This is a genomic window from Burkholderia sp. BCC0097 (assembly GCF_902832985.1).
GTDB classification, from domain to species: domain Bacteria; phylum Pseudomonadota; class Gammaproteobacteria; order Burkholderiales; family Burkholderiaceae; genus Burkholderia; species Burkholderia orbicola.
The window spans coordinates 1-26,869 of sequence record NZ_CADFDM010000019.1 but is presented as its reverse complement, the minus strand read 5'-3'; the positions used below and the strand labels follow the sequence as shown (position 1 = coordinate 26,869).

The 26,869-nt window shown below is 60.7% G+C and carries 28 protein-coding genes and 2 pseudogenes; 22 read left to right on the top strand and 8 right to left on the bottom strand.

The window, feature by feature from the left end; translation table 11 throughout:
• On the top strand, positions 1-614 hold a 614-nt coding region (locus HWX07_RS36080; protein WP_347879199.1), incomplete at its 5' end, for an OB-fold nucleic acid binding domain-containing protein.
• Between the two features lie 113 nt (positions 615-727).
• Here the strand turns inward: HWX07_RS36080 and HWX07_RS36075 are convergent.
• Together HWX07_RS36075 and HWX07_RS36070 are read right to left on the bottom strand one after the other, a co-directional pair.
• Positions 728-1,120 carry a hypothetical protein gene (locus HWX07_RS36075; protein ID WP_143277549.1) on the bottom strand — a complete coding sequence of 131 codons (393 nt, stop codon included), beginning with the start codon at positions 1,118-1,120 and terminating at the stop codon, positions 728-730.
• Positions 1,121-1,162: 42 nt separating this feature from the next.
• Complete coding sequence (locus tag HWX07_RS36070; protein ID WP_244130074.1) at positions 1,163-3,445, bottom strand: RHS repeat-associated core domain-containing protein; 2,283 nt, start codon at positions 3,443-3,445, stop codon at positions 1,163-1,165.
• 134 nt (positions 3,446-3,579) lie between these two features.
• Between HWX07_RS36070 and HWX07_RS36065 the strand changes: the two genes are divergently transcribed.
• Positions 3,580-4,715, top strand: a protein-coding gene (locus HWX07_RS36065) for an IS3 family transposase (RefSeq protein ID WP_175879434.1) whose coding sequence is annotated in 2 segments (ribosomal slippage) — positions 3,580-3,835 and positions 3,835-4,715 — 1,137 coding nt in all. Because the reading frame shifts where the segments join, the coding sequence is not laid out codon by codon here.
• On the opposite strand, the gene HWX07_RS36060 is transcribed toward HWX07_RS36065, so the two are convergent.
• Complete coding sequence (locus HWX07_RS36060) at positions 4,699-8,232, bottom strand: DUF6531 domain-containing protein (RefSeq protein ID WP_244130073.1); 3,534 nt, start codon at positions 8,230-8,232, stop codon at positions 4,699-4,701. The two genes, HWX07_RS36065 and HWX07_RS36060, sit on opposite strands and share 17 nt — an antisense overlap.
• A gap of 851 nt (positions 8,233-9,083) precedes the next feature.
• Between HWX07_RS36060 and HWX07_RS36050 the strand changes: the two are divergent.
• A pseudogene (locus HWX07_RS36050) lies at positions 9,084-9,894 on the top strand (OB-fold nucleic acid binding domain-containing protein); the annotation flags it as partial.
• Positions 9,895-9,959: 65 nt separating this feature from the next.
• Here the strand turns inward: HWX07_RS36050 and HWX07_RS36045 are convergent.
• A complete protein-coding gene (locus HWX07_RS36045) occupies positions 9,960-10,700 on the bottom strand; it encodes an SDR family NAD(P)-dependent oxidoreductase (RefSeq protein ID WP_027813519.1) in 741 nt (246 codons plus the stop codon).
• Between the two features lie 20 nt (positions 10,701-10,720).
• Entirely contained in the window at positions 10,721-11,629 is a 909-nt protein-coding gene (locus HWX07_RS36040; RefSeq protein ID WP_027813520.1) for an NAD-dependent epimerase/dehydratase family protein, read from the bottom strand.
• Positions 11,630-11,719: 90 nt separating this feature from the next.
• On the opposite strand from HWX07_RS36040, the gene HWX07_RS36035 reads away from it, so the two are divergent.
• From HWX07_RS36035 to HWX07_RS36030, 3 genes and pseudogenes are all read left to right on the top strand, one after another.
• On the top strand, positions 11,720-12,604 hold the full coding sequence (locus HWX07_RS36035; RefSeq protein WP_027813521.1) for a LysR family transcriptional regulator: 885 nt from the start codon (positions 11,720-11,722) through the stop codon (positions 12,602-12,604).
• Between the two features lie 18 nt (positions 12,605-12,622).
• A pseudogene (locus tag HWX07_RS37115) lies at positions 12,623-12,937 on the top strand (error-prone DNA polymerase); the annotation flags it as partial.
• A gap of 100 nt (positions 12,938-13,037) precedes the next feature.
• Entirely contained in the window at positions 13,038-14,306 is a 1,269-nt protein-coding gene (locus HWX07_RS36030) for an IS256 family transposase (protein WP_080484188.1), read from the top strand.
• 68 nt (positions 14,307-14,374) lie between these two features.
• On the opposite strand, the gene trfA is transcribed toward HWX07_RS36030, so the two are convergent.
• The 3 genes from trfA to HWX07_RS36015 all read right to left on the bottom strand — a co-directional run bounded on the left by trfA (position 14,375) and on the right by HWX07_RS36015 (position 17,611).
• On the bottom strand, positions 14,375-15,232 hold the full coding sequence (gene trfA, locus HWX07_RS36025) for a plasmid replication initiator TrfA (protein ID WP_027813522.1): 858 nt from the start codon (positions 15,230-15,232) through the stop codon (positions 14,375-14,377).
• Positions 15,233-15,974: 742 nt separating this feature from the next.
• Positions 15,975-16,940 (bottom strand): ParB/RepB/Spo0J family partition protein, encoded by a 966-nt coding sequence (locus tag HWX07_RS36020; RefSeq protein WP_027813523.1) that lies wholly within the window; start codon positions 16,938-16,940, stop codon positions 15,975-15,977.
• Positions 16,940-17,611 (bottom strand): AAA family ATPase, encoded by a 672-nt coding sequence (locus HWX07_RS36015; RefSeq protein ID WP_027813524.1) that lies wholly within the window; start codon positions 17,609-17,611, stop codon positions 16,940-16,942. The genes HWX07_RS36020 and HWX07_RS36015 overlap by 1 nt, the downstream gene beginning before the upstream one ends.
• 465 nt (positions 17,612-18,076) lie before the next feature.
• Here HWX07_RS36015 and ligD point away from each other — a divergent pair, with 465 nt between their 5' ends.
• The 16 genes from ligD to HWX07_RS35935 form a co-directional block, all read left to right on the top strand.
• Positions 18,077-19,063 carry a non-homologous end-joining DNA ligase gene (gene ligD, locus HWX07_RS36010; RefSeq protein WP_223274426.1) on the top strand — a complete coding sequence of 329 codons (987 nt, stop codon included), beginning with the start codon at positions 18,077-18,079 and terminating at the stop codon, positions 19,061-19,063.
• Between the two features lie 94 nt (positions 19,064-19,157).
• Entirely contained in the window at positions 19,158-19,400 is a 243-nt protein-coding gene (locus HWX07_RS36005) for an AbrB/MazE/SpoVT family DNA-binding domain-containing protein (RefSeq protein ID WP_027813526.1), read from the top strand.
• Complete coding sequence (locus tag HWX07_RS36000; protein WP_027813527.1) at positions 19,397-19,807, top strand: type II toxin-antitoxin system VapC family toxin; 411 nt, start codon at positions 19,397-19,399, stop codon at positions 19,805-19,807. The genes HWX07_RS36005 and HWX07_RS36000 overlap by 4 nt, the downstream gene beginning before the upstream one ends.
• 299 nt (positions 19,808-20,106) lie before the next feature.
• Entirely contained in the window at positions 20,107-20,466 is a 360-nt protein-coding gene (locus tag HWX07_RS35995; RefSeq protein ID WP_223274427.1) for a hypothetical protein, read from the top strand.
• Positions 20,467-20,514: 48 nt separating this feature from the next.
• Positions 20,515-20,715: a hypothetical protein gene (locus tag HWX07_RS35990; RefSeq protein ID WP_034176085.1), complete on the top strand. Its 201-nt coding sequence runs from the start codon at positions 20,515-20,517 to the stop codon at positions 20,713-20,715.
• A gap of 187 nt (positions 20,716-20,902) precedes the next feature.
• On the top strand, positions 20,903-21,556 hold the full coding sequence (locus HWX07_RS35985) for a helix-turn-helix domain-containing protein (RefSeq protein WP_027813530.1): 654 nt from the start codon (positions 20,903-20,905) through the stop codon (positions 21,554-21,556).
• A 20-nt stretch (positions 21,557-21,576) separates the two neighbouring features.
• Entirely contained in the window at positions 21,577-21,882 is a 306-nt protein-coding gene (locus tag HWX07_RS35980) for a hypothetical protein (protein ID WP_027813531.1), read from the top strand.
• 44 nt (positions 21,883-21,926) lie between these two features.
• Entirely contained in the window at positions 21,927-23,012 is a 1,086-nt protein-coding gene (locus HWX07_RS35975; RefSeq protein ID WP_027813532.1) for a hypothetical protein, read from the top strand.
• Between the two features lie 10 nt (positions 23,013-23,022).
• Positions 23,023-23,253, top strand: coding sequence for a hypothetical protein (locus tag HWX07_RS35970; protein ID WP_027813533.1), 231 nt, complete (start codon positions 23,023-23,025; stop codon positions 23,251-23,253).
• A 9-nt stretch (positions 23,254-23,262) separates the two neighbouring features.
• The gene (locus HWX07_RS35965) at positions 23,263-23,517 is read left to right on the top strand and encodes a hypothetical protein (RefSeq protein WP_046544062.1); all 255 of its coding nucleotides are present in this window, start codon (positions 23,263-23,265) and stop codon (positions 23,515-23,517) included.
• A 215-nt stretch (positions 23,518-23,732) separates the two neighbouring features.
• Positions 23,733-24,404, top strand: a complete 672-nt coding sequence (locus HWX07_RS35960) for a hypothetical protein (protein WP_034176084.1) — start codon at positions 23,733-23,735, stop codon at positions 24,402-24,404.
• Between the two features lie 81 nt (positions 24,405-24,485).
• Positions 24,486-24,776, top strand: a complete 291-nt coding sequence (locus HWX07_RS35955) for a hypothetical protein (protein WP_027813562.1) — start codon at positions 24,486-24,488, stop codon at positions 24,774-24,776.
• Entirely contained in the window at positions 24,773-25,198 is a 426-nt protein-coding gene (locus HWX07_RS35950; RefSeq protein ID WP_027813563.1) for a hypothetical protein, read from the top strand. The genes HWX07_RS35955 and HWX07_RS35950 overlap by 4 nt, the downstream gene beginning before the upstream one ends.
• A 4-nt stretch (positions 25,199-25,202) precedes the next feature.
• Positions 25,203-25,538, top strand: coding sequence for a hypothetical protein (locus HWX07_RS35945; protein WP_027813564.1), 336 nt, complete (start codon positions 25,203-25,205; stop codon positions 25,536-25,538).
• A 251-nt stretch (positions 25,539-25,789) separates the two neighbouring features.
• Positions 25,790-26,218, top strand: coding sequence for a hypothetical protein (locus HWX07_RS35940; RefSeq protein WP_027813566.1), 429 nt, complete (start codon positions 25,790-25,792; stop codon positions 26,216-26,218).
• A 3-nt stretch (positions 26,219-26,221) separates the two neighbouring features.
• Positions 26,222-26,869: phage integrase family protein (locus HWX07_RS35935; RefSeq protein ID WP_279608520.1), on the top strand; the 648-nt coding region annotated here is incomplete at its 3' end.

Here is a 26,869-nt window from a genome sequence, read left to right as displayed (position 1 = left end):
GTGGCGCCATTACGCCGCCCTTGGACTGGCGCCTATGTGCCGCCCCTCAAGTGGCGCCCTTATGCCGACCCCGCATTGGCTCCATAGCGCCGCCCCGTGACAACGCGCTCTGGCTGGCTGCCGCTGCCGTGCCTGATCGAGATCTGCTGCGCGGCACCGAATGTGACGACGCGGCGCCGGCATTGCCTCGGGCATCGGAGGGTCACGAGATCGTGACGGACTATCGAGCGATGGGCTTCACGCTCGGCCGGCATCCGCTGGCGCTGCTGCGCGATCGCCTCGCGCTGGATCACCTGCAGTCGGCAGAGCAACTGGCGACGTTGCGCAGCGGCCAGCTCGCGCGCGCGTGCGGATTGGTCACGGTGCGGCAGCGGCCGGGCACGGCGAACGGCGTGCTGTTCATGACGCTCGAGGACGAGACCGGCCAGGTCAACGTGATCCTCTGGCCCGGTCTGCTGGAGAAATTTCGGAAGGAGGCGCTCGGCGCCGCGTTGCTCGCGGTCTACGGCGTGTGGCAGGCCGAAGGGAACGTGCGGCATCTGATCGCCAGCAATCTCGTCGACAGGAGCGAGTTGCTCGGTGCACTGCCAACGACGTCAAGGGAGTTTTGCTAACGCTTACGCGTTCTCCATGACGATACTAAAGCGGCGTCTTGTATGCGCTGTGCCAAATCGTGAGGGCACCCCCTAGCTTAGCGCAAGCTTCACCGCGATATTGCACACCGAACCTAAAAGACTCGCGAATCTTTCGGGCCACCCCATGTGATCGACAAGCCATCAGGATTGAAGTCAGCGGCAATTTTTCCCCCGTCATCCTTATAAACCTCCAGCTCGTCGATAAATCCATTTTTCAATATCAATACGAAATTAATATATGGCCCATAATTTCGCACTGTGTCGACATCCTCTTGGACAGCCGTTATCAGAGGTCCGGTCGCGTCACCGTATTTTTTATCACTGCTTGTCACGAGGCGGAGCGATCCCTCTTCATCAATTGGACTTGCGCGTGCAGCTAATATCTGTGCCATTAAGATATCGCCATTCGGCACCCCACAGGTCGCCATCCTGCGCAAGAGGGCGACTTCCAATTGACTCAGCTCTCGAAACTGAGAAATATTCATTCGCAAACTCCCAATGCCCGTCCCACATAGAAATTTAAGTGTTTAATACGGAATCCCAGATGGCCGATAAAAGTACGTTCCAATATTTACATCACCAGACGGTAACGGAAAGACGCGATAAATATAGTTCGGTGTGACGCCCCAAAATGGGCCACCCACATCCCCTATTGGAGGAAGATGGGCGCCGATCTCTGCGCGCGCGGCATCCGGATCGCTTACGTGTCTGTCGCCGTGCCCCCATATATAACTACCCGCAAGTTGAAACGAATCCGTACCTACGATCGTGCCAGTCAATCCGTCCGGGTCGGACCGATTGACCGGGTTGTTTCCGACATATGCATACAGGTTTTGATCATCGCGACTGCCAACAGGGTCGGTCTGGAAGAATCGTCCCAGCCCCGGTGAATAGAACCTCGCTTTATAATAGTACAGTCCGAGCGAACCGATCAGTTGCTGCCCCGTGTAGCGGAACCGCGTGCCACTCGTTGCGTTCGGCTCACCAAACGGACCGTAGGTATAGATTGCCGTTTTGGCCCCCGATGTATTCGCCGTCGCGACGACGCTCCCCAGTTGATCCGTGTAGAACCAATTCTTGTTCGTGGTCCCTGATCCTTCGTACCAAACGAGCGGATTGTCTGCACCGGAACCATGAACATAGCGCCGGAGGATATTGCCCGACGAATCGTATTCGGCGACGAGTTTCGTGTCGTCGTACAGCATGTTCGTCGTGAGACTGCCAAGACCGTTCGGTTCAACAGTCTGGCGCAGGCGACCTTCTGCGTCGTACGCAAGACTCACTGTTGAGAACAATCCAGTAGTACCAGATACGAGGCGATTGTCGAGATCGTAACCATACGACCAACCGCTGTAGCTAGCCACGTTTCCGTTGTTGTCGTACCCGACAGAACCGCCAGCAGCCGTCGTGTAACGATTCAGGCCATCCGCGGTATAACTCTGGCTACCGGTCGTTCCACCGCTCCACTGGTACGCGAGGTTGCTCGGTGTGACGCTGGTTACATCCAGAATTTGATTACGTGCGTATACGAACTGCACCTGGTCGCCCGGCGCAGTCAACGCATTCGTCAGCGTTGCTAGCCCACCTTGATTGTCGTACCCGCGTTGAATCGACGTTCCATTCGCGAACGTGAGGGTGGTAGCCCGGCTCAGGTCGTCATAGGTGTACGTTGCGAGTGCTGTGCTTCCGTTCTCCTTGATCACACTCGGCCGATTCAACGCATCGTAGCTGGTAGTCGTATTGAACCCATCCGGCCACGTCGTCTGGGTCCGATTTCCTGCGGCATCGTACTGGAAATTGAGCGTTCTTCCCCCCGCCGTCGTGTTGAGCAATCGACCTGCGTTGTCCCAAGCATAGGACACCGCGTAACTGCCGTTCGCGTACTGCGACGCGGTGCGTAGTCCGCGCAGGTCATAACCGAACTGAACATTGTTAGCGCTGCTCGGATAGGTACGTGCGGTCAGGCGGTTCAGGTTATCCCAGGTCTGGGTGATCGTGCCCCCGCTACGTCTGCGGATGGTAACCACGTTCCCGTTCGGATCGTAGGTATAGCCGTCGTAATCATTGCTGTTCGCCGAGCCTGGTGTGTTGGCCAGCGGGTAGTATCGGTTCGTCAGACGGTCGAAACCATTGTATGCATAGACGGTCAGATTGTTCTTCGCATCAGCGCTCGAATTGAGTTTACCGTTCGGCGTATAGGTGTATTGCACATAGTTCTGTTGCTGCGCCGTGCCTGTCGCTTTCTGGATGGTGTTGATCGAATCGTCGACGTTGTACACCGTCGTCGTCACTCTGTTCCCCCCGTCTGCAGCGGCAAGATACTGCGTTTGCTGATATGGCCGATCGAGATCGTCATATGCCGTGTCGGTGATCGGCACTGGTGCTGCCTCTGTTGGGCAAGTCGTCGCCGATGCAGTCAGCGAAGGGCCCCATGCCCGGATAACTTTTCCTGTCGCACTGTACCGCGAGCAGTTTGTCAACCATTGAGCGCCGATCTGCCGGGCGACAGCAATTGGCCGGCCGTCCGCATCATAGGTGGTCTGAGTTTGCTTCCCCAGCGCATCCGTGACCACGGTCGGGCGCCGTTCGCTGTCGTAGCTAGTCGTCACCGTATCGGTCACGTCAGTACGCGGCCCGTCCACCACGGTCAGGTTGCCGATGTCGTCATAGGTGTACGTGGTCGTGAGATTCAGTGTTCCCGTGCCGGCGTCGACTGTCGTGGTCGCGGGCACTTCGTGGTGCGCCCAATCATAGGTCCGCGTCGTCGCAGTGGAATTCGATGCGCTCGTCTTGACCGTCGTCTTCCACAAGAGATACATCGTCGGGAAGCCCGTCGGTGTCCAGGAATAGTAATCATAGAGGTGGCCGCGCAAATTCGGACAGCCGGGTAAGTGGAATGCCCGGGGCCTGGGCCAGCGATAATGCAGGCAAAGGAACCGGAAAGATGACGAAGAGAACCCGACGGACGCACTCAGCGGCGTTCAAAGCGAAAGTGGCACTGGCAGCGGTCAAGGGCGAGCGGACGCTGGCCGAACTGGCGCAGCAGTTCGATGTGCACCCGAACCAGATCACGGAATGGAAGCGGCAACTGCAGGAGCGTGCCGCGGATGTGTTCGGCGCGGCCGGTGCGCCGTCGAACGAGCCGCCGGTTGATCTGAAATCGTTGCACGCGAAGATCGGGCAGCTAACGCTGGAGAACGATTTTTTAGAAGGCGCGCTCACCAAAGCGGGATTGCTGAGCGCAAAGCGATGATCGACCGTACGCATGCGTTGTCGGTTTCGCAGCAAGCCCGGCTCGTTGGCGTGGCGAGATCGAGCGCGTATTACCGGCCGCAGCCAGTGAGCGAGGCGGATCAGTTGCTGATGCGGCGGATCGACAAACTGCACATGGAGTTTCCGTTTGCCGGAGCGCGGATGCTGGCGCGTCTGTTGCGCCGGGAAGGCCATGAGGTCGGCCGCCGCCGCGTGCGCACGCTGATGAAACGCATGGGCGTGGAAGCGCTGTACTGCAAGCCGAACACGAGCCGACGCAATGCGCAGCACAAGATCTGGCCGTACCTGCTGCGCGGCATGAAAATCGACCGGGCCAATCAGGCGTGGGCACTGGACACGACCTACATTCCGATGGCGCGAGGCTTCGTGTACCTGACGGCGGTAGTGGATTGGTCGAGTCGCAAGGTGCTCTCGCACCGGGTGGCGATCACGCTGGAAGCGGTGCACGCCGTCGAGGCGCTCGAGGAAGCGTTCGCGCGCTACGGGCAGCCCGACATTGTGAACACCGATCAGGGCAGCCAGTTCACGGCGAACGCGTTCACGGAAGCCGTATTGGGCCGAGGCATCCGGCTGTCGATGGACGGCAAGGGAAGCTGGCGCGACAACGTGTTCGTCGAACGAGTGTGGCGAAGCATCAAGTACGAAGAGGTCTACCTGAAAGCGTACGAGTCGGTCAGCCATGCCCGGCGCTCCATCGGCGAGTACATCAACTTGTACAACCGGAAACGGCCCCATTCGAGCCTGGCGGATCAGACGCCGGATGAGGCATACTTCGCGACGCTGCCTGCGATCAAATCGGCAGCATGATTGCCTCGGACGCTCCACTTAAAAATCTCAGAAACTGTCCGAACGAGCGAGGCCACCTCTCATAGGCTGTCCATGGCGCTACCCCGCTCGCGTCAACCGGCGAGGTAACGGTCGCGATGTCGCCCCAGGGCGCATAGGTGTACGTCGTGGCATTGCCTCGCGCATCGGTTTCAGTTGCAACCTTGTTGTAGGCACTCTCATAGGTGAAGCTTCGAGTGAGCGGTGCGAGACCTGAGCCGGATGGTGCGAACTGCGTGATCGACTTCACGTTCTGCGTGCAGCGTTTCTCCGAGCTCGCACAGGATGCATCGTCGTACGTGTACGAGAAGCCATTCCCCTGAGGCAAAGTCTTGGTAATCAGCCGCCCCTGTCCGTCGTAAGCGAATTGGGTGACGTTGAACAGCGGATCCGCTTGCTGCAACACATTCCCGAGCACATCGAGATAGCTGAGCCTCGTGATACCACCCGGCGCAGATTCAAGAGCTCGCGATCCAGCGAAATAGTAGCTGTATGTCTTGCCTCGCGCGTTCGTCTGCGTTTGGACTCGTCCAAGGCTGTCATAGACGTTCGTCACGCCGGCGGTGGACGGGAAGCTCGGATAAAAGATTTGCGTTATCTGACCGGGCAACCCATAGCCGTATGTCGTGCTCTTCGACAACGTGTCGGTGAAGGTCGTCAGATTGCCATTCGCGTCGTAGCCATATTGAACCGTTCGAGCGCCGTCAGAGACCTGGCTAATCCGTCCGTTCGTATAGCTGAAATTTAGTGTGCGCCAGAAGCCGTTGCTGACGCTGGTCAAGTTGCTTCCGGTGTAGCTGTAGTTGACCTGCGTGCCGTTGGCGTCTTTGTAGGTATCGATGTTCCCCGACGAATTGAAGTGCATCGAGTTATGGTGAACGGTGTCGTACGTGTAAGTGCCATCCCCGTTCAGTATCAGCTTCGAAGAATTCCCCGGGGGTGGGTTGAAACTACCGTCCGGCAACTTCACGAACACCTCGCCATTCAGACCTTGTGTGACGATCACGGTATTGTTGATCAGCTGATCGCCGAACCACCGTTGCCCCAAAGTCGCAATGACCAATTTTTCAATCGGGTGTGACGCATCAGTAAGCAGATCCGACGACGCCTTCATCTCGACCAACGCGGCTACCGCATCGAGCGCTGAATCTTCCCCCATTCCCTGATAACCGTCGGAATTTACCTTTGCGGTCACGCTGAAGTTGTGAGCCCAGCCCTTCCCAAGCACACTGTCCTGATTCTTGGCGCTCGAACTATATATGCGGCTGAAGGTGAGGCGCTGCGGAAAGAGGCCCACACCTGACGATAGGTCATCGCGGCTGTACGTAAAATTCCCGGCCGCCAGGCCGATGGGGTCGGCAACGAAATTGAATGGCTCGCCTTGGAGAGACGTCCCACCTTGGAGAGACGGCGCAAATCGGAAGCTGCCATCGCTTAGGACGGTCACCGGAAGGTTGTACATCGAAGGCGGAAACGGCGACGCGACCTGCGCCAACGGGGAAAGGGTGGAGAGAAACTGACCCAGGGTCATGTATCCTCCGGCGAGGTTCCCCGTGATCAACGCACCCAGAAATACGGGGCTCTGCACGTAGTAGCCAGCACCCGTCCAGCTGTTCTCAGTCAGATCACAGTGTTGCGGCAAAACCAGGCTGAACCCGCTAGACAGGTAAGAACTGAAGGTGCCGTAGTAAGCGCTGCAATTCACCAAATTCGGTTGAACGGCGGTAGCATAGTTTGCCGATGTTGCGTTGTAGATCGGCTGCCCGGCCGCCGCAGCCGTATCGATCAACTTCACCGTAGACGCCGCTGAAACAGAACTGATCTGTTGCACAACAGTCGATTCCAAAATGCTCGAGTGCATCCCCTGTAGGAAAAAGGCCATGGTCTCGCTATTCGAGTCACCAGAGACGCTCGCCACTGAAAATGTGCCGCCGGGCAGGTCCACGTAGGAGGACGCACCGGTATAACCTGCAACACCGATATCGTGATGAACCAGGAACGTGGTGTTGGACAAGCGCTCGCTTAGGGACTGCATCCGAGATGTTTGGCCAAGCCAATGTGCGGCGACAACAGCCAAAGTGGTTCCCCCCACCGCCTCCGATGTGTCGGCCGCGCCCGCCGCTCGAAGGTTGCCGAGCGCGGTTTGATAATAGTTCGGCAGGCCACGACCGGTCGGTCCCCACGCATTCGCAATCGTGAACACGTTTCCGGGTTTCGCGACAATCGTTTGATTGATGGTCAGGTTTGCAGCTGTCGTAGCATATGCGTTGTGCGTCGCTGTAAGGGTGAGGATCGTGGACGCACCAGAAGGAGGGGCCGTGCCAGGACTTCCCACTGCAGAACCGTCGAGGGTGAGGATCGGCTGATTAGTAGAGTTGTACGTGATGGTTAGCCGATGACCGTAGATCGCATCCGACGAGTAGGTCTGATCGATCCCCTGATATTGGATCCGCAAAGTCGGCTTCATGGATATCGGAACATCCGTCTGATCCTGAAGCGCATAGACCGTGTTTTGCAGCGGTGGCGATGTGTAGTGCGGAATCGCCCCGTAGATCAGATCGATTGATTTGCCGCCAACCACATCGTCGACCGTAGCCGCTGGCATGTTCGATCGCAAATACGTCGCGAGGTTATTGGCGTAGGTCGTCAGGTTGTTTCGAATGTTCGTGCGATTGATGTTCTGTGCATAGTCCGCGGTGATCGTCGCTCCGCTCTTCGCCGAATTCAGGAACGTCGGTGCGTCGTAGCCTGTCGTGCTCGAACTGGCGAGATTGATGCCGGTCTTGAATGAATGAGTTTTGTAGCTCGGATCGAAATAGTAGGTCGTACCGTTGATGACCGTCTTTACCCAGACGTGCCCCACTGACACGTCAACCAGTGCAGATGTGTTACCAGGACACTGCCCGGGACTCACTGCCGTCGCCCCATAGATTGGAAATCCGCCGTCGCCTAGCAGCTTCAGGATTCCACAAACATTTGATGTATCGACGCCGTAAAGCGTGTTGAATTGTGCTGCCGTGTACTTGATCACCCCTGTCGTGAAGCTCGCTGTATAGCCGGATGCTCGGAGGAGATCGACCATCAACATCGCTTGATCATAGACGGTCCCCTGATTGTCCAGCACGGCGCCAAATGAGCCCTTCTGAGTACCGTATACCGGATACACCTCGACGTTGTTGCGAACGTATTGATAGATGACGTCCGGGTTATAGTTGAGTGCGCGAGCAAGTTCGGCAATCGATGCCGGCCCTTGAGGACTTCCGTTGCCGCCCGCACTCATGACGTTGGCACGTGCGCTGCGCGTGGACGGTGCAACGGTTTTCGTATTGACCGCTGCGCCTTGATTGACGTTCGGCGGGAGGACGACTCGCGAGCGGGATTGCTCCCACTCTTTACCGGAGATCGGAAACATATTGACTGCATTTCTCCCCGGCCCCTGCGCATTAGCGAGTGCCGAAATATCCTCCGGAGAATACGCAATCGCAGGCTTCCCGCTCACGAAGGTCACCGGCTGCCCGACGCCAGAGGGAGGTGGCTCCTTTCCAACGTAGTGCTTCGAAGACTTCGGTGCAGTCGGCTGTGCACCCAACATCCAATCCGCTGGCACCTTTTTGGCGGTTGGTGGCAAGGCGGATTGAATAGGGCTAGCAAGAGTGTGAGATCCGAGAGCCATCAGGGCACTCAGAAGGAAGACACGCACTGACTGCCGGAAATCGACGCGCGGAAACGTGGGCATTACATCCCCCGATAGGATTCTAAATACTTCGAACTACGAAATTAGATGAGCTGTTGTTGCGTGCTATGTGCTGTGACTGCTTACCTCGCTATGGGGATGTGGTGGAGACGGACGTTCGGTTTCCCGCTGCGTCGTAGTTGTAGGTAACCGTTGTGGTAGTGGAGCCGTTATTGAAAACGGCCTTTGTCAACCGGCCCAGCGGGTCGTACGTATAGGTGATGGAGCCGGACGTTGCGATAGCACTGACAACCACTAACGCCAGGGCTATAGTCCCTCGAATGAAACGGTGCATGACTCGTTCGCCATGGCGAACGCCAAGCTCGAATTTCGGACGACGCATATTGCCCCCGGGTGCATCCGTTGTAATCGTTTGTCGCAACGCGCTTAAGGCAAGAAAGTGGAACTTTCCCTACGCCTGTTTTGCACTTCGGCTCTCAGAATTTCTTTTCTGAAACATTTTGAAATAAACATATCAAAGCATTTCGTTCCCCGATACCTAGGGTATACGCCCAAACAAACGGAGGCTTCGTCCAGTACCTAGTCTAGAGCCGTGCGCCGCGTGCTCGGGTTCGGTACTCTGGGGCCCACGCCGTTCGATTGGTTCTCGCATATCCTCGCAGCTACCGCAGGACGCAAGACACCGCGGCGCTGCGGTGCTCCCGTGTCGACATCGACGGGAGCACATTGGATTCGGCGATCGAAGGGCCGACAACGTCGGCGCCCGTGCGTCTCGGCTTCTCGCTGTTGCGCGGCATGCGCGAGGACGTCGCCGGCCGCATCGAGCTCGCACGCGCAGCGCGCCCGTTCGTCGACGTCGCGGACCTCGCGCGCCGTGCGCAGCTCGATCGGCACGACCTGCAGGTGCTCGCGGGTGCGAACGCACTTCGCTCGCTCGCCGGCGATAACCGACGCGACGCGCTCTGGCTGGCTGCCCCCGCCGTGCCTGATCGAGATCTGCTGCGCGGCACCGAATGTGACGACGCGGTGCCGGCATTGCCTCGGGCATCGGAGGGTCACGAGATCGTGACGGACTATCGCGCGATGGGCTTCACGCTCGGCCGGCACCCGCTGGCGCAGCTGCGCGATCGCCTCGCGCTGGATCACCTGCAGTCTGCCGAGCAGCTCGCAACGCTGCGCAGCGGGCAGCTCGCGCGCGCGTGCGGAGTGGTCACGGTACGGCAGCGGCCGGGCACGGCGAACGGCGTGCTGTTCTTGACGCTCGAAGACGAGACGGGCCAGGTCAACGTGATCCTGTGGCCTGGACTGCTGGAGAAGTTTCGGAAGGAGGCGCTCGGCGCCGCGTTGCTCGCGGTCTACGGTGTTAGGCAGGCCGAGGGGAAAGTGCGGCACCTGATCGCGAGCAAGCTCGTCGACAGGACTGAGTTGCTCGGCGCCCTACCGACCACATCGCGGGAATTTTGTTGAGATCTCTCTCTGTGGCCCCTACCGAGAATCGATCCGGTATTCTTCCGGCCGCTCCCCCTCTTCCGTCATAGCCTCATCCAGCCACCATCGACCACTAGCGTCTGACCCGTGACAAAGCGGGCATCGTCACTGGTGAGGAAAGCCACCGGGCCGGCGATGTCAGCGGGTGTACCGAGTCGCTTGATGGCCTGCTGCATGTAGACTTGCGCCTTCTGCTCGTTCGGCATGCCGCTGGCACCTTCGGTGTCAGTGATGCCGGGATGCACCGCATTGACGATAATGTTGTCGGCCGCCAGTTCGTTGGCGAGCGCACGTACCAAGCCGATCGCGCCCAGTTTGGATGCGTAATAGTGCGAGAAACCCATACCGGGCGGGGTCACCATGCCGACAGCATCCGATCCGATCGTGACGATCGCACCGCGGCCCGCCTTGCGCATTAGCGGCACGATGGCACGGGCGCCGAGCACATGCGCATCGAGGTTCACCGCCATCACGCGGCGCCATTCGGCAGGCGTCATCTGGTCGAGTGTCGCCAGGGGATAAATGCCTGCGGCATGGACAAGGATGTCGACCCGCCCGAATGCCTGTTCGACTTGGCTGGCGACTGCGGCCCAGCCGTCTTCGCTCGTCACGTCGGCTGCAATGGCAATGGCGTCATGGCCGATCGCCATGGCGGCTTCGTCGGCCTTCTCGCGATTAACAATCACCACCTGAGCACCGCGTTGTGCGAGAAGATTAGCGATGCCGCGACCGATGCCCTGCTTGCCGCCAGTGATGATGGCGATCTTGTTGTCATGTGTCTTCATGAATGTGCTCCTTGGTTGGGTTAAGAAATCGCGAGCGCCCGCAGGCGCGGCTCACCGATTTCGGAAAGAAGGTCGAGTCGGGTAGGCTTCCAGCCCAGCTCACCCCGAGTTCGCGGATCGCGTGAGCGGCTACACGCCGAGTGAATCAGTGCGCCGAAGGGGCCGAATACTTTGACGGCCTCGTCCATCGACAGGCTGCGCGTCTTGACGCCCAGGTCACGCGCCACGGCTTCGGCAATCCATCCGTAAGCAATTTCGCCGGCAGCAGCGTGGTACAGCGCGCCGGGTTGCCCGCGTTCGATGGCCAGTGAGAACAGGCGTGCCAGGTCGTCGCCGTGCACGTTGGAATAGGCGGCAAGCCCGGACCCGATGTAGCAGGCCGCCCCTGTGAGCGCGACCGAGCGATACACTTGGGCTACCGGGCCGTTGTCCCCCGGGCCCCAGATTAGCGGTGGCCGGATCACCATGCTGCGCAACTCACGCCGAGCGGCAGCGCGGACGATTTCTTCCGCCTCGACCCTGAGAAGTGCCAAAGGCTCCGGCACGAAGGAATCATCCTCCGCGAAGCTGTCCGGGCTCCACGCACCGCCCGTTCGCTGCATGAAGACACCGCTTCCTGAAAGAAAGATCAAAGTCTTCGCGCTGCCGGCAAGCGCGTCGCATAGCCTCCGGATAACAGCCGGCTCGCGCTCAAAAGCGACCTGGGCGGCATAGACAATGACGTTAGCCGAGCAAGCTGCAGCCAGTACCGGTGCGAGATCGGTGTCGAGATCTCCGTGCACGGGCTGGACGCCGACGGCCCGCAGAGCAGATTCTGCGTGGCTGGAACGCGCGAGCCCTGACACCTCTTGCCCTTGCGCAACGAAATGTCTTGCAAGGGTGCTTCCCACAAATCCTGAGGCGCCAATGACAAAAATATTCTGTGACATGGAAGACTCCTTTGCCATGCAGCGTAGGGTCTATCCATCCACCTGAGAAGCCTATATTATTCGATACAAACCATCTACGGAAAAGATACATTGCTGGACGGTGTTTCCCTCGATCACTTGCGTACCTTCGTCGCTGCAGCAGACGAGGGCAGTTTTTCGGCGGCGGGCCGAGCGATCAGCCGCGCGCAATCGGTAGTGAGCCAGACCATTGCCAATTTGGAAGCGCAGCTCGGCGTCACCTTGTTCGAACGCGTCGGCCGCTACCCCCGCTTGACGGCACACGGAGAGAACCTGCTGGTGGATGCGCGCCGCGTCGTGCTGGATGCCGACGCCCTGAAGGCCAAGGCCCGAAGCTTCTCCGCCGGCCTAGAGCCCGAACTCTCCATCGTCGTCGATGTCATGTTTCCGCAGCAATGCCTGACCGATGCTTTGAGCAGCTTTAAGCAACGCTTCCCGTCCACGCCGCTCAGGCTCCATGTCGAGGCGTTGGGTCGGGTGGCGGAACTTGTGCTCAATGGTCAGTGCAGTCTCGGTATAACCGGGACGCTGCCGTTCCTTCCCCCTGGACTTGCTGCCGAGCGGCTGTTCAGCGAGGAAATGGTCACGGTAGTGGCCCCAGGATCGCCCCTAGCCGGTAAACGGGGCGCTATCGTGTTCCGGGAGTTGTTGAATGAAACACAACTCGTCCTCACCGACCGCTCTACCCTGACTCACGGCGTCGACTTCGGAGTGCAGGGAAAGAATATTTGGCGGCTCGCCGATCTCGGCGCGAAGCACGCTTTCTTGCGCGCGGGACTCGGATGGGGGCACATGCCGCTCTGGCTTATCAAAGAAGACCTGAAGGAAGGACGCTTGGTGCGTATCGTATTGGAAGGGCCTTCGGCAGGTTTAATGCCTTTCCAGGCAACCTATCTCACTGATCGCTTGCCCGGCCCTGCTGGCAGATGGTTGCTGGAACGCTTCGCGCCAACCTGACCATATTTCGGTACACCCCTGCAGTCGAGCGAGCAGCTGGCAACGCTGGGCAGCGGGCAGCGCGTGCGTACGGACTGGTAACGGTACGGCAGCGGCCGGGCACGGCGAACGGCGTGCTCTTCATGACGCTCGAGGACGAGGCGGGCCAGGTCAACGTGACCCTCTTCCGGACTGCTGGAGAAGTTTCGGAAGGAGGCGCTCGGCGCCGCGTTGCTGGCCGTGTACGGCGTTTGGCACGCCGAAGGGAAAGTGTGTCACCCGATCGCTAGCAAGCTCGTCGACAGGACCGAATTGCTCGGTGCCCTGCCGACGACGTCGCGGGAGTTTTGCTAGTCGATCATCACCAAACTACAAGGCGCGTCGTTGGCCGGGGACCTATCCGTGATTTCGTGGGCGGGGCATATCATGAGGTGTAAAAGTCATGGATATGCCAATGAAGAAGAAAAGGCAAACTGTAGCGCGTCAGGCAGCGGCCCGCGGGCCGCTGCCTGAACTGCCCAAGGAACTGCTGGACCAGTTGGTTAAGGGGCCGATGACGCCGGCCGAGGTTCAGGACCTGATGCTGGCGTTCAACAAGGCAGTCATCGAGCGCGCGATGGGCGCCGAGATGAATCTGCATTTGGGCTACCGACCAGGCCAGTCCAAGCCGCCCGGTCAGGCCAACGAGCGCAACGGCGCCAGCGGCAAGACGGTCATCACCGATCGTGGCCCGGTTCGGGTCGAAGTCCCCCGCGATCGCGACGGCAGCTTCGAGCCGATCCTGATTCCCAAGCACGAGCGCCGCTTCACCGGCTTCGACGAACGCATCATCGCGATGTACGCTCGCGGCATGAGTGTGCGCGAGATTCAGGCCTTTCTGGCCGAGAGTTACGGCACCGAGGTATCTCCCGATTTCATCAGCTCGGTCACCGACGAGGTGATGGCCGAAGCGCTGACTTGGCAGAGCCGCCCGCTCGAAACGATGTATCCGGTGGTGTTCTTCGATGCCCTGCGGGTCAAGATCCGTGACGATGGTGTGGTCAGCAACAAAGCCGTCTATCTGGCCCTGGGCATCCAGGCCGACGGCCAGCGCGACGTGCTGGGCCTCTGGATCGAGCAGACCGAGGGCGCCAAGTTCTGGCTCAAGGTGTTCAACGAACTCAAGACGCGTGGCTGTCAGGACATCCTGATCGCCGTCGTCGATGGCCTGAAGGGGCTGGCCGAGGCCATCAGCGCAGCCTATCCCCGCACGACCGTTCAGACCTGCATCGTGCATCTGATCCGCAACAGTCTCGAGTACGCCAGCTACAAGGACCGTAAGGCGCTCGCCGCAGCGCTGCGCCCGATCTACGCGGCCGCCAGCGAGGAGGCGGCAAGGCAGGCACTGCAAGACTTCGCTGACGGCCCTTGGGGCGCGAAGTACCCGACCATCGTGCAGTCGTGGCAGCGTGCATGGGAGCACGTCATACCGTTCTTCGTGTTTCCGCCGGAGATTCGACGAGTTGTCTACACAACGAACGCCATTGAAAGTCTGAACATGCAGTTGCGCAAGATCATCAAGACTCGTGGTCACTTCCCGAATGACGAGGCCGCGATCAAGCTGCTCTGGCTGGCGCTGCGCAACGTGCTGGCCAAGACCGTGCGGGCCGCCTTCGACTGGAAATCAGCGATGAACCAGTTTGCTATCCTGTTTGGCGAGCGATTCACGCAGGCGCGCGGATAACGCGCTGTTCAACCGCCTCGCCCACAAAAATGCGGACAGGTTCTTGGCCGGCGAACACCGCCTCATTTTCAGGCCGCAATCGCGCCACGCGACGACGCACGCACGACATGCACCAGGTCGTTCTTGTCAATCGTCCAGCTGACCAAGAAGCCCTCTTTCACGAGTTCGTCGAGCGCCTTCTTCAAGTTCGCGCGAAAGTGGAACAACTCTTTCGTCTGCGAACCGCATTGACGATGAAGGAAACGTACGGAATGCGCGAAAGGCACTGCATGGGTGTGGTAGTACGTATGCAACCATTTTGACAACTCATATCGCAGCCGCTGACGCTGCTCACGCGCCAGCCGCGTGTAGTCGTCGTCAGAGAAAAGCGCGACGATTTCCGGTTCGACGTACGCCACCCACCGCGTCTTGCCGTCAGTTCCCGTCTCGGTGCCTTCCTTCCACAGGAATTTACGGATCAACGACCCGACAAACCCCTTTTTGTTGCCCGTGAAGCGAACCTTAACTTGCCCCGCTTGCAACCGCTCCAGCGTTGTCACGAGCCTGTCGTAACACTTTACCGACGTGCCCCAGCCAAGCGACTTCAACACGCTGTAGCCTGTGAATTCCACCTTCTCGTTCAGCTGAGTATCACGGGCCAGGTGAAGCACTTCAAGAAAGACGTCCGCGTCGTCCTGTCTAAGCTCTTCCCCGCTAAACGAAATTTCGACGCCATCAACGCTAGCGATCAGCGCCTTCTCCATTCGGCTACGCGGCGCATTCGATTTGTTCACGTTGAACAGTGCCGAGCGCGCGAGCGCGTTTGGCATCCCACGAACGTTCGCCGGCCACAGTGGAATCTGTGTCGGATGGGATTGCGTTTCCACACCCGCGCTGCTAGCGCGGGCTGCGATCGCTTTCACCTGGTCGACGATGGAATTTGCCATGCGAGAAGTATAAGTACGTGAATTTCGCCATCAAGACCCTTGTCTCGTCTCTCCAGCGATGGTTCAACAAAAAAACTACGGGACTATCGTGCCTCCAGCGAGGTATCACGGTGCATTCGTCACTGCAGCGATGTTCCTCGTTCCTCCAGCGTGAAGCCCCTATCGTGCCTGCAACGAGGTCAATCGTGCCTCCAGCGAGGCACCACTCGTATCGCCAGCGATGGCACTATCGTTCTTCCAGCGAGCGAGCCTTACAAAAAACACCTTTGTAATCAATCGCCTACCTCTGTTGTCCACAGAGCCTAATCTTCTTTTAATCTTTTTCTAATCGACCGATCCATCGTTGTAAGCACGATACCTCCGCGCCAACAGAGTCGCGTCGGAGCGGCAAACCATCGCTGGAAGAACGACAATGCTGGAGAAAGTAGTCCTCTCGACCATCGCTGGAGAGACGACCCCCGCCCTATCAGCATCGCTGGAAGAACGAGACAATACCGTCAAGCGGCAGCGCTACAAGGTGAGTACACACTCTCACGCAGATGCCCGCCGCATATAGAGCATCGCTGGAAGAACGTCACCCTCCATCGCTCCAGAGACGAGTCCAAACGACTAGGCGACGCTGGCTTCCATCGCTGCATAACCGATAGTCGTTTTTGCTCGGTCACGTGAGCAATGTTCTCCAGCGTCATCCAGGGGACACCCCGATATCGACCCCAACTCCCTTCACGGTCTAACAGTCGCGCTATTCCTTCGGAAAGAGAGCCAAGATCTTTTCGGTGATCTCTGCCGCGACGTCCGGCGCCAAACCCTTCAGCTTCAACTCGATCCGGCCATCTTCCTCGAACGACTTGAACTCCCCCTTCGCTCCACGGAAGGACAGTTGCTCGCGCGTAGACCGCGGCCGCTTAACCGTCCCTTTTGCCGCAGCCTTTCTGCGAGCGGCGACATCGCGGTACCCGATCCCGGTCTTAGCAGCATCGAAGATCAATTCGAGGGTCTCTTCTTCCCCTTTCACTTCCCAGAACTCTCGAATTGCGTTCAGCATTTTGAGAGAGAGAAGTTCCGGATACTCGGCGGCGGCTTGAACGATCTTGCTCGGCAATTGAGCGAGCGACAGAGTCCGACTCACATGGTCTTCCCCGAGATTGAGCGCTTTGGCCAGAGCCACTTGTGTCGGATAAATCTTCCGCGAAAGCAGCTCTTTCCATTTGAGCGCGTCATCGAGCGGGCTTTGATCCTTACGCTCCACGTTGGCAGCGCGTGCTTCTTCATACAGTTCCCGCTCACTCGCTGGTTTCGGACGAATCTCCACCCGCAACGTCGGGAGCCCGGCCGTTCGAGCCCCGCGAAGGCGCCTCTCTCCGTCAATGAGCACGATGTCCCCCACTTCATCGACATACGCACTCGCCGACTGGCCTTGCCCCCGCGCCGCTAGCGACTCCGCCATCTCTGATACAGCAGAAGCTGTATAGATGGCTCTCGGATTGACAGAATTTGATTTAATTTTGCCAATCGGAACTTCATACGTTTGCCCGATCTCATATCTGGTAGGCTCTTGGCTCGAGCCAACTTCGCCTCCCCGAAGCTGCGAGATAGTTGCCACCGGCGGCGCCATGCGGGGATCGCCCACAATGGGAGCCAACGAAGCGGCATCCTCCACCGCCGCGACTCGCTCGACCGCTACTGATTTTTTCTTAAAAGTAGCCATTACTTGACCTCCGTACCGTTGATCCGTTCGATGATTTCCCGATAGACCGCCTCCATCTCGTCGATCGCCTTCTTCGATCGATCACGGCCCTTCAGCTCATGAACGGCCCGGCCAGTCTTGCCCGTCGCACGCCAAGCTTCTCTCTGCGGAATCTGTGATTCGAAAAGTCGAATGTCTTCGCTTTTCAAATATGCCCGCAATTCCGCAGTCGCCTTCGATCCTTCAACCGGCGACACCCGAGTGAGCACAACGTACGCGGGGATCTCACCGCTTTCATGCCGCGGCCCCATTTCTTTAAGGGTCGCGAAGACATTCAAGGTCGACTCCACTTCTTGTTGATCTGGCCCACAAGGGACCAGCACGAGATCGGATAACAGTGCACATTCAAGCATCGTCCGATAGTTCTGCGCGCCGATGTCCACCACGACGAGGGTGTACTTGTTGGCGAGGTTTGCGAGTTCCCGGGCCGGATTAGCCGGGAGAGCGAGCACTGGAATGGCTGGTGTAACGCCCTCCTCATTTCGGATTCGCGACCAACTCATCGCAGAGCCCTGTTTATCAGTATCCAGAAGAACGACATCCACGTCTTCCGCGGCAGCCAGGGCTGCTATGTGCGTTGCTAACCGCGTTTTAGCAACACCTCCTTTTTCCGCCCCAATCGTGATGACCATTTCACCTCCACTGGAAAGTGTTTGTTTCAACGCTCGGAGTTTTATTCCTCAGTCAAAATAAGTCAATCAAATAACTATATTTTTTTGTGATCTTTACAAAATGTGGTCAAGTAACAACGATTCGGAGCGAAAATGCTACCGACTTGGCCCGAGCCAAGATCGGAGATCCCATGTTGGATGATTCGCCATGAACCACACTTTTAAATAGTTTTGGCTCGAGCCAAGATTCGCGGAAGCAACTCACTGAGATTGGGGTGGCTACGATTCCCGCCGATCCAGAACAGTTCATTCACCCTCTGGACGGCTCGATCTTGGCTCGAGCCAAGATCGGCCTGGCCTAGTCAGGCGCCCCATGCAACAGGCATATAGATTGCCCGCATACCTGCAAAGCGAGGAGGGCATATGGGGCGGTGGACAAGTGAGCTCGGCATCCGTGCCCGGACGCCAGTAGCCAAAAATGAACGCATGCCGGAATTCATCGAGCCGTCGCTGGCCGTGCTTGCTGCAGAACCTCCAACGTCGGGAGAGTGGGGATATGAGATCAAATTCGACGGCTACCGGATGCTCGCGCGTATCGACGCTGGTGACGTTCGAATCTTCACTAGGAACGGCCACGACTGGACCGCCCGACTACCGCACCTGAGGTCCGTCCTTGAACGATTGCCGGTCGACCGTGCGTGGCTTGACGCGGAGGCCGTCTGGTTCGATACAGAAGGGCGGCCAAACTTCAACGGCCTGCAGAATGCGTTTGATAGACGTCGAACTGCAGGGATTTCGCTTGTCGTCTTCGACCTGATGTGGCTTAACAACAATGATCTCCGGCCGTGGAGGTGGCGTGAACGCCGAGCCACGCTAACGAAGCTCGTTGCCGATATTCTCGGCAACGAGGTGCGCTTCTCTGAGGCGGTCGATGCCGACCCCGACGCCATGCTGGCCTCGGCGTGTGCCCTTGGTCTAGAGGGAATCATGGGCAAGCGGGTGGACGCGCCGTATCGCTCGGGAAGAACGGACCGCTGGATCAAACTCAAATGCAGTAAACGCCAGGAGTTCGTCATTGGGGGATTTTCGCGCCGTAAGGGCGCCGCCGGGGGCGTGCGAGCGGTTCTGCTCGGCGTGTACGAGGAGGGCGGACAACTGCGGTACGTCGGGCACGTCGCGCCGCGCTTCGCGCCCCGCCAGGCACGGGAATTCGAAGACCGCCTTGCATCCTTAGGCCGCAAGCGCTCGCCGTTCGTCCGCGCGCCGGAACCCGAAGCCGATCGCGAGTTCCACTGGCTGAAGCCGGAACTCGTTGCCGAAGTAGCGTTTCTCGAGTGGACGCCGACCGGACAGTTGCGTCATCCGTCGTTTCGTGGGCGGCGCGCCGACAAGCCTGCACGGAGCGTGACTCGCGAAGACCCGCGCGCGCCGAAACGCCCCCACAGCAGCAAGAGATTGCCCTCCAAGCAGTAAGACCGATCAATCGGTGCGCTGAGCGCGTTGCGAACTCGCGTCGGTTTGTATATGCTGTGGCATATGCCATTCTGTTTGAATTGGAGCTACCCCGATGCCAAACCATGACACCCGCCACGCGCGCCTGTTCCGCAACGGGCGGAGCCAGGCCGTGCGGATCCCGCGCGAATTCGAACTGCCGGTGTCGGAGGTCACCATCCACCGGGAAGGTCGCCGCTTGATCATTGAGCCCGTAGAGGCCGCGCCCTTGCGCGAGCTGTTCGCCCAATGGACCCCGCTGGACGAGATCTTCCCGGACATCGAGGACCTTCCGCCTGAACCGGTCGATATCGAATGACGCTGTACCTGCTCGATACCAACATTTTGTCGAACGTGATCCGCGACCCGCGCGGCGCATGCGCCACCCGGATTGGAGAAACGCCGCCCGAACAAGTGTGCACCTCGATCATCGTGGCCGCGGAATTGCGGTTCGGCGTCTGGAAGCGTGGCTCGTCAACGCTCGCGCAGCGCGTCGAGCAGCTGCTCGCAAGCCTGACCGTGTTGCCGCTGCAACCGGACGCGGACCGCTGCTACGGGCGGTTGCGGGCCGAGCTCGAGAAGCAAGGCCAGTTGATCGACGCCAACGACATGCTGATCGCCGCGCATGCGCTGGCCGTCGACGCCGTGCTGGTCACGGACAACACGGCTGAATTCACCCGTATCGCGGGGCTGCCGGTCGAAAACTGGCTGCGGCCGGCGACGTAACGCGGCGTGGCGGCCGCCGGCGGTACGATGGGCGCCACCGACGCACGACAGCGCGCCTGAGAACAGAATAGGAGCGGGGATGAACGGATTCGGCGGTGCGGCGGTTTTTGCCTTTTCATTGACTGTCGGGTGCCTCGCGCTCGGCTGGAGCGTACCGGCGGGAGTAACGTTCGCCGCGTGCATTGTGTGCACGGTCTACGCGTCCCGGGGCGAGCACTGAGCGCCGGCCGACCGCCGGGCGAACCAGGTATGCCGATCGCCGTTCTGCGATACGTGGGCGTGGCGAAGGAGATGGCGAAGTGACAACGCCGATGACGGCTGTCCAGCAGATGTTCCTCGAGTGGTGCATCGGCTACATGAAATTCCGGATCGCGGATGCGATGTCGGTCGGCCTGATGTCCCTCGAGGCCGAGCGCTACGACGCGCTGTGGACCATGCTGCAGAAGGGGCGGTACGGCTTCCCCTGCGACGACATGATCGAGACCGGCCGGCGCCTGTTTCCGGACGCGCCGAACGCACCGGAGGGTTCCGGGCTCGACGCGGCCTACGAGCGCGTGTGTACGGCCCTGGACGACTGGTTGCCGAGCTTTGTCATCCCGCCCGGCCAGGTGTCGTTCCTGCCGGATCCCGAACTGCCGGACGGTGAGCCCGCTGCGTGAGTGGCCGGCACGATGGAATCCACCGGGTGAATGCAGAGGATCTCGGCAATGAACGTGACAGCATGGCAGTTCGAGGAAAGCGGGTGGGGCAGGGGCGTAGCGGCCGGAGGGGCGCTGATCGCGCTGGCGGCCGTTGACCGCGGGCTGTCGGCGCTGTGGCCGGCCAGCTACGGGCTGGTTCACCCGCTGGCGGCGATCGCCGCGGCGAACCTGCCGTTCATGGCCGCGTACCTGATCCTGCGGTCCTGAACGACGCCGAACCCGGCTGCGGCCGGGTTTTTATGGCGTGCCGTCAATGCCGATAACTCCCCTTATCGGCATTGCGTTTAATGCACGAATACCCGAAAGGGCGGTTTATCAAAGTGGCTTGACACGTCTTTAAGACGTGCTATGCTGGTTTATACGTCTTTAAGACGGGTTCTGTTCAGGAGGCATCATGTCCGTGCTGTACGTGTATCGCTGCCGAGCCTGCGGCCAACGCGGCGAGGTCCATCACCCGGACGACAGCTACGACGGCGCGGCCGCCACCTGCGCGAAGTGCTACGAGCCGGTCACGCTGGAGTGGGACGGCGGTGTGACGCTCGAAGTCGCGCCGTACGACGGCGGGCCGACGCCCGACGAGATCAGGGCGATGCGGCAGCGCGGCCGGCGCACCCAGGCGCAGGCGGCCGCGCTGCTCGGCGTGAAGGAGCGCCAGGTCCAGCGCTGGGAGGCCGGCCAGGCGCCGATGCCGATCGCCGCGTGGTTGCTGCTGCGCCGGTCGTGGGGCTATCGCTATCCGAGCGATTTTGAGCGCCACGAGGACTTCGAGCGGGACTGGAATCCTGACCGCGACGTCAAGCGCAGGACGATCGAGCGCGGCGACGTGGTTGAGCTACAGCCGGTCGACGGCCCGCTACTGCGCGCGACGGTGTGCCTGGATCGGGTGCACGACGGCTTGGTCGACGAGGACAGCTACGGCGCGATCGTCACCGAGTTCGTCGGTGCTGCCGGCGCCGGGGAGGAATACCGCGGCTTCTTCATCGGCGAGCGCGTGACCTTCGCGCGGTCGAACGTGATCCACCTCGAGCAGCGCGCGCCGAGGCGCTGAAACGATCAGGAGATCCCGTCATGTCAAAACTGACCTACGAACGAATCACCGCGCGTGCCGAGCAGGAGATGGTCGAGTACCTTGCGATCGCCGAAGCACATCGTGTGGCGAATGACCGGAGCCGCGCGGCGAGCGCATGGCGCGCGGCGCTTGGCGTGTTGTCGATGTGGAAGGTGCTCGCCAGAGACTTCCACGGGGCAGATGAGGCGGCCTATTTGGCCGATTGCAAGCGACTCGCCGTGCTGATCTGCCTGGACATCGCATCGCTCAACATCCCGCCGCGGCAGATGCAGTCCGAAGTGCCAGGGATGCGCTCGTCCGGCTGATGGCCTGACTCGTATTCAAACCCATGTCTAATAGGAACCCTGCGATGCGCAAGGAATACGAACTGCAGACCGACGTGCTCGCGACGATCGTCGCGGCGACCCCGGTCACGTCGAAGCACGCCGCGCTGCTGACGACGTTTGCGACCCGCACCGACTATCGCGGCGCGCGCTACGCGGTCACACGCGACGAGTTCTCTGAACGGCCCGCCCGCGTGATCGATGCCGACGGCCGCGAGATCGCAGCCGACTATCACGCGTGGATCGACGGCCAGCTCGACGTGCACGGCGGCTCGGTGGAGGACGTGTTGCTCGCGCACCGGGATTCCGGCTATCTACTGGTCGACGTCCAGCCGCTGTTGCACTACTTCGTATTCGACCGCGGCGGTGACCAGGACAATTTCGTGCAGCTCGAAATCTGGGAAGAACAGGAATTCGTCGAGCGCGAGGTGTTTCCGCGCAGCACGCCGTGGCGCTCGCCGGATGTGCATGAATTGCGCTCCGGCTGGCACGACATGCCGGTCGAACGGTTCGAGCGGCGCACGCTCGGCTCGCCGCGCTATCGGCTCGAGGCGGTGATCGACATGAAGCACTTTGCGGCGCTCGCCGAGACGACTTATAACGAGCGCCGGCAGCGCGACGGCGATCGGCAGTTGGTCGAGCGGAACCTCGACACGGGCGAATCGCGGGTGGTCAGTGTGCGCGAGCTCACGCCGGGCTACGACAACCAACAATGGCGCGGCCGCCGCTTCTTCGACGACTGGGCTGCGTCAAGCGCCGGCCAGGCGGGCGAGCGCATTTGTCAGCGGTGGGTTTTCATCACCCAGGACAACACCGATCCACGTATCGGCCGGGAGATGGACTTCATACCGCGCTGGACTCACACGCGCAAGATCGCGGCGCTGAAGAACACCGCGAAGCTGGACGTGTACAGCCTGTACGGGAAGCTGATGCAGTTCGACGAGCGCATCGGCCATCGCTTCGCCTGGTATTTCTACGGTCTGCACGGCAACCTGATCCTGAGCGGGCAGATGGAGCGCGTGCTCGAGGCGGCCGAGGCGGGGCTGATCGTGCTGCCCGAACATGATTACCAGGTGCTGCGTCGCTGGGGCGACGATCAGTACGGGTTTTGACGGAGCCTTGATGAAAACAACCGCCCGCTACACCAAAGGCCGCGGCGACGCGTCGGTCCACGCCAGGGCACGCGTGTTCGCGTGGGAGGACCATCAAGTGATCGAACTCGATGTCGTGGGCCAGCTCGACAGCGAACACCACTTCCGGATCCTCGCCACGGCGGACGAGTCGGAAGCGCTCGCGCAGCAGCTGCTCGATGCGGCCGCGAAGATCCGACTTGCGCGTCAAGAAACGGAATAGGAAAACGCGATGACGATCACGCTCGACGCTGCTAAGGCGATCTACCGTCAAGCAATCGACTCGCGGGCCGGCGACGGCGAAGGCGCGGCCTGGTGGGATGAGGTAGCCGACGAAATTCGCGACGTCGTCGCAGCACGAACGATCAGCATCGCGGCGGACCTGATTGCGTGGTGGCATCACGACTGGACGTGCATCAACGATACGCCGCGCCGGGCGGCCACGCGTATTCGAGACGCGGCGCGAGCGATGCGCCTGCGAGCATAGGAAAACGCCATGGCCGGAACCCGGAAGAAAGTTCTCGATCTGGGCGTACTGCCTCCCCTAGATCCACGTCACTATGATGAGGACAGGGAGATGATCGGTCACGAGGTGGTTCCGATGGACCAACCATCGGAAGGGGTCTTCTGGTGTCGCGTCTGTGGCGGTCACCCGACTGATCCTATTCACCAACCGGGATACGAATCGTAACGGAAAACGCGATGACGACGCTGACACGCCAACACTACAAACGCCTGCGGTTCTATTGGCAAGGCCTGGCGAATGGTGGTGCCGGGATGACGGACGGCATCGACCTGGACCTGGCCGCACTCGGGTTGGTTGAGCGCTTCGAGCGCTTCGGCTACGGCGTTCGCTTTCGCATCACGAAAGCGGGCGAGCAAGAGCTTGCCGCCGAGAAGGCGCGCGAGGTCGAGCGGCGTCAGCCGCATCACACTCTTGCTGGCCGCTTGGCGCAGTGGCGTCAGAGTCAAGGTCGCGTGACGTGGCAGAACATCGAATTGCTGGTCGACCTTGAAAGCGGTGGCCGGCAAGCGATTCGTCCCGACGTGTTTTCAGTCGCTGCGAACTACGACGAAAAGCGCATCAATCCGTGTGTCGATGAAGTGAAGGTGAGTCGCGCGGATTTTCTCGCGGACGTGGCTCGCCCCGAGAAGCGGGCCGGCTACGGGAAAATCGCGGAGGTGCTGTACTACGCAGCGCCGGCCGGCATGATCGAGGCGTCGGAGGTGCCGGAAGGATGTGGCTTGCTCGTCGAAGTGGCGCCGTGTCAGTTCGAGATCTTGAAGCGTCCGAAGAAGCGGCCGGTGTCGCTGACCACGCACCATTTCATGAATCTCATTTTGAAGCCCGGCGCGTTCGCACCGGCCTGGTAGAAAAACAGCAATGACGAGAGATCCATCGGAGCGGTTCCGGTGGATCTCGATTCCTCCAACTTCAACACCTGATAGACCAACGTGCACGACTACACCGTCTCGTATCCTGAACTGACCGCATCGGCCGAAAGGCATATCCGCGACTATATGACCTTCGCCGCGGCCGCCGGCGACGATGCCGAACGCAGGGCACTGCATGCATCAGCCGTCAGCCTGTTCGCGTACTGGCTCGGCTTCGTGAACGCCGCCCGAAAGACCGTCGATGACGCGGGACGGCAAGCGCTGCAGCGCGACGAGCATCGGCTGCTGGATCTGGTCAGCGCCGCGGCCGCACCGTCCGGGCGCACCACATCGGACGACCGCGCATCATGACCGCTGCCTTCGACCGTAACGCCGCGCTGACCGCCGTGAAGCTGACGCTTTCCGACGCCATCGCGCACGACTATGCGAACGCTCTGTCGATCGACCGTTACGCGGGTGCCGGCGCGCTGGCGCATTGGCCTCCCAATCCGCATCGCTGCCACGAGCAGGTCACGCGCTGGCTGCAATCGCATCCCGGCGATACGCCGGTACGCGGCTGGCTTGTGAACGGTGGCGACGGCGCGCAACAACGCTTCGTCTCGCACTCGTTGGTCCGCAGCGCATCGGGCGCGTTGCTGGATGTCGCGTTTGCTCGGCCGGCCCATGTACAGCGCTTCATTGAACACCCGGCGGCGGCAGGCGATTTCCTCGCGCTTGTCCTCGGCGAACCGCCGGTGTCCGAACTCTGGGTGCCGATTCCCTGCAGGAGTTAATACCATGGCCCGCTCTTACCGGAAAAAACCGCCTGTCCGGCCGGCGCCCCAATACGTCAATGGCGTGGTGTTCACGCTCGCCATGCGGACGGGCGATGTCCAGGTGATCGGCATACCGTTCGAGCACCGCGGTCGGACATGGGCCGTTCATGCGATCGTCGGGCGCGATGATGTCCCTTGCTATGCGGCTTCCGACGTGCTGACAGGCATGCACGTGCCGAACAGTGAGGCGTCGAGCATCGACGCGTCGCGTGCGGCGGCGATTGCCACGCTCGACAACGTGACGGACGAGAGCTGGGCCGACACATTCGGGCCAGCTCAAACCGCGACGGCCGAATGACAACCTGCACGGCGCTCTGCGAGTTTCCCGATGCGCTGCCCGAACGGTGCCGCAGCGCCGCTCGAGCTGCAGACGAAAATCGAACTGGAGGACAACATGCTCCGCAATTGGATGGCACGTTTAGCGTGTCTGGTGGGTGCGCATCGCTGGGTGCAGCATACCCATTACCGCTACATACTGAACGACAGCGGTCTCCACGCGTATCAATGCGAGCGGTGCGACAAGGTCCGCTCGTCGAATTTTCCGAGCCGATGAGAAAAGCCACGTCCCGTAACCGCCGGCCGCTGACCAGGGCGCAACTGCTGCCGATCCCGACCGGCGAACTGCGTCGGATCCAGCTGAAGCACCACGTGGCGCTCGCGGCACTACGCGACGCGAACGACGACGTCGCGCAGCTGGCCACGCTATTGAATGCGATCTACCTCGCGTACTTTCTCGACTCGACCGAGGCGGCACTCTATCGACGGGCCGAGGCGGCCCTCCAGGACTGCGCCGATCGCGCCGAGCGGGGCGAGTCGGGCGCGCTGACCGACCTCGAGCGCGCGGCGGTCGAGCACGTGCTCGCACGGTTGGACGCGCAGCTGGCGGCGGTACCGATGCATCGCTATATCGCCGCGTTCGAACGGCTTCAGCGCGTCACCACGGCCGATACGGTCGTATCGCCCATTCCTGCAGGCTGAGCCATGGCAAATCGTCCCCAGCAGCTCGCCCAGATGCCGTTGCGCAGCTACAGCCGCACCGAATTCACGGCGCTGCGCGCGCGCGTGAAAGGCTTGCCGATCGAGACAATCGAGCGACTGTACTTCGACCGTGATGCCGTCGAGCCGGTCGACGTCGCTCAGCTGCTGCGCACGATGCGCGACGACTTGGTCGCGGCCGCGCTACGCGACGGCTCGCCAGTATTGCAAGCCCACCTGCAGGCGGCGATCGCGAAATACGGCGAGCCCCGCCTGACGCCCGTGTCGCTGCAACTGATCGAGCAGGTCGCCGCGCAGTGGGCGGTCGCCGCGCCGCGGGCCGAGCACCCGGTCGGTCGCTGGTTTCGGCCGCTCGTTGCCGCACGCCTGGAGGGAGAGGGCATCCACACGCTCGGCGAGCTCGTCGCGTTCGTGAACCGCCGCGGTGGGCAGTGGTGGCGATCGGTGCCGCGCATCGGCGTCGGCCGCGCCCGCGTGCTGGTCGCCTGGTTGCGGCGTCACGCGGCGTCGATCGGCGCGCCCGTTGAGGTCGACGTCGACGCCGGCGACGCGCTCGCGCCGACGTCGGCGGGCGTCACCGCCGGCGCCGGGCAGCTGGCCCCGCTCGAGCGCCTGGCGCTGCCCGTCGAGCTG

Bases quoted from the DNA above. Each gene is read 5' to 3' on its own strand.
- HWX07_RS36075 (WP_143277549.1), bottom strand. From the start codon at position 1,120: ATGAATATTTCTCAGTTTCGAGAGCTGAGTCAATTGGAAGTCGCCCTC.
- HWX07_RS36045 (WP_027813519.1), bottom strand. From the start codon at position 10,700: ATGAAGACACATGACAACAAGATCGCCATCATCACTGGCGGCAAGCAG.
- HWX07_RS36040 (WP_027813520.1), bottom strand. From the start codon at position 11,629: ATGTCACAGAATATTTTTGTCATTGGCGCCTCAGGATTTGTGGGAAGC.
- HWX07_RS36030 (WP_080484188.1), top strand. From the start codon at position 13,038: ATGAAGAAGAAAAGGCAAACTGTAGCGCGTCAGGCAGCGGCCCGCGGG.
- trfA (WP_027813522.1), bottom strand. From the start codon at position 15,232: ATGGCAAATTCCATCGTCGACCAGGTGAAAGCGATCGCAGCCCGCGCT.
- HWX07_RS36020 (WP_027813523.1), bottom strand. From the start codon at position 16,940: ATGGCTACTTTTAAGAAAAAATCAGTAGCGGTCGAGCGAGTCGCGGCG.
- HWX07_RS36015 (WP_027813524.1), bottom strand. From the start codon at position 17,611: ATGGTCATCACGATTGGGGCGGAAAAAGGAGGTGTTGCTAAAACGCGG.
- ligD (WP_223274426.1), top strand. From the start codon at position 18,077: ATGCCGGAATTCATCGAGCCGTCGCTGGCCGTGCTTGCTGCAGAACCT.
- HWX07_RS36005 (WP_027813526.1), top strand. From the start codon at position 19,158: ATGCCAAACCATGACACCCGCCACGCGCGCCTGTTCCGCAACGGGCGG.
- HWX07_RS36000 (WP_027813527.1), top strand. From the start codon at position 19,397: ATGACGCTGTACCTGCTCGATACCAACATTTTGTCGAACGTGATCCGC.
- HWX07_RS35990 (WP_034176085.1), top strand. From the start codon at position 20,515: ATGAACGTGACAGCATGGCAGTTCGAGGAAAGCGGGTGGGGCAGGGGC.
- HWX07_RS35985 (WP_027813530.1), top strand. From the start codon at position 20,903: ATGTCCGTGCTGTACGTGTATCGCTGCCGAGCCTGCGGCCAACGCGGC.
- HWX07_RS35980 (WP_027813531.1), top strand. From the start codon at position 21,577: ATGTCAAAACTGACCTACGAACGAATCACCGCGCGTGCCGAGCAGGAG.
- HWX07_RS35975 (WP_027813532.1), top strand. From the start codon at position 21,927: ATGCGCAAGGAATACGAACTGCAGACCGACGTGCTCGCGACGATCGTC.
- HWX07_RS35970 (WP_027813533.1), top strand. From the start codon at position 23,023: ATGAAAACAACCGCCCGCTACACCAAAGGCCGCGGCGACGCGTCGGTC.
- HWX07_RS35965 (WP_046544062.1), top strand. From the start codon at position 23,263: ATGACGATCACGCTCGACGCTGCTAAGGCGATCTACCGTCAAGCAATC.
- HWX07_RS35960 (WP_034176084.1), top strand. From the start codon at position 23,733: ATGACGACGCTGACACGCCAACACTACAAACGCCTGCGGTTCTATTGG.
- HWX07_RS35950 (WP_027813563.1), top strand. From the start codon at position 24,773: ATGACCGCTGCCTTCGACCGTAACGCCGCGCTGACCGCCGTGAAGCTG.
- HWX07_RS35945 (WP_027813564.1), top strand. From the start codon at position 25,203: ATGGCCCGCTCTTACCGGAAAAAACCGCCTGTCCGGCCGGCGCCCCAA.
- HWX07_RS35940 (WP_027813566.1), top strand. From the start codon at position 25,790: ATGAGAAAAGCCACGTCCCGTAACCGCCGGCCGCTGACCAGGGCGCAA.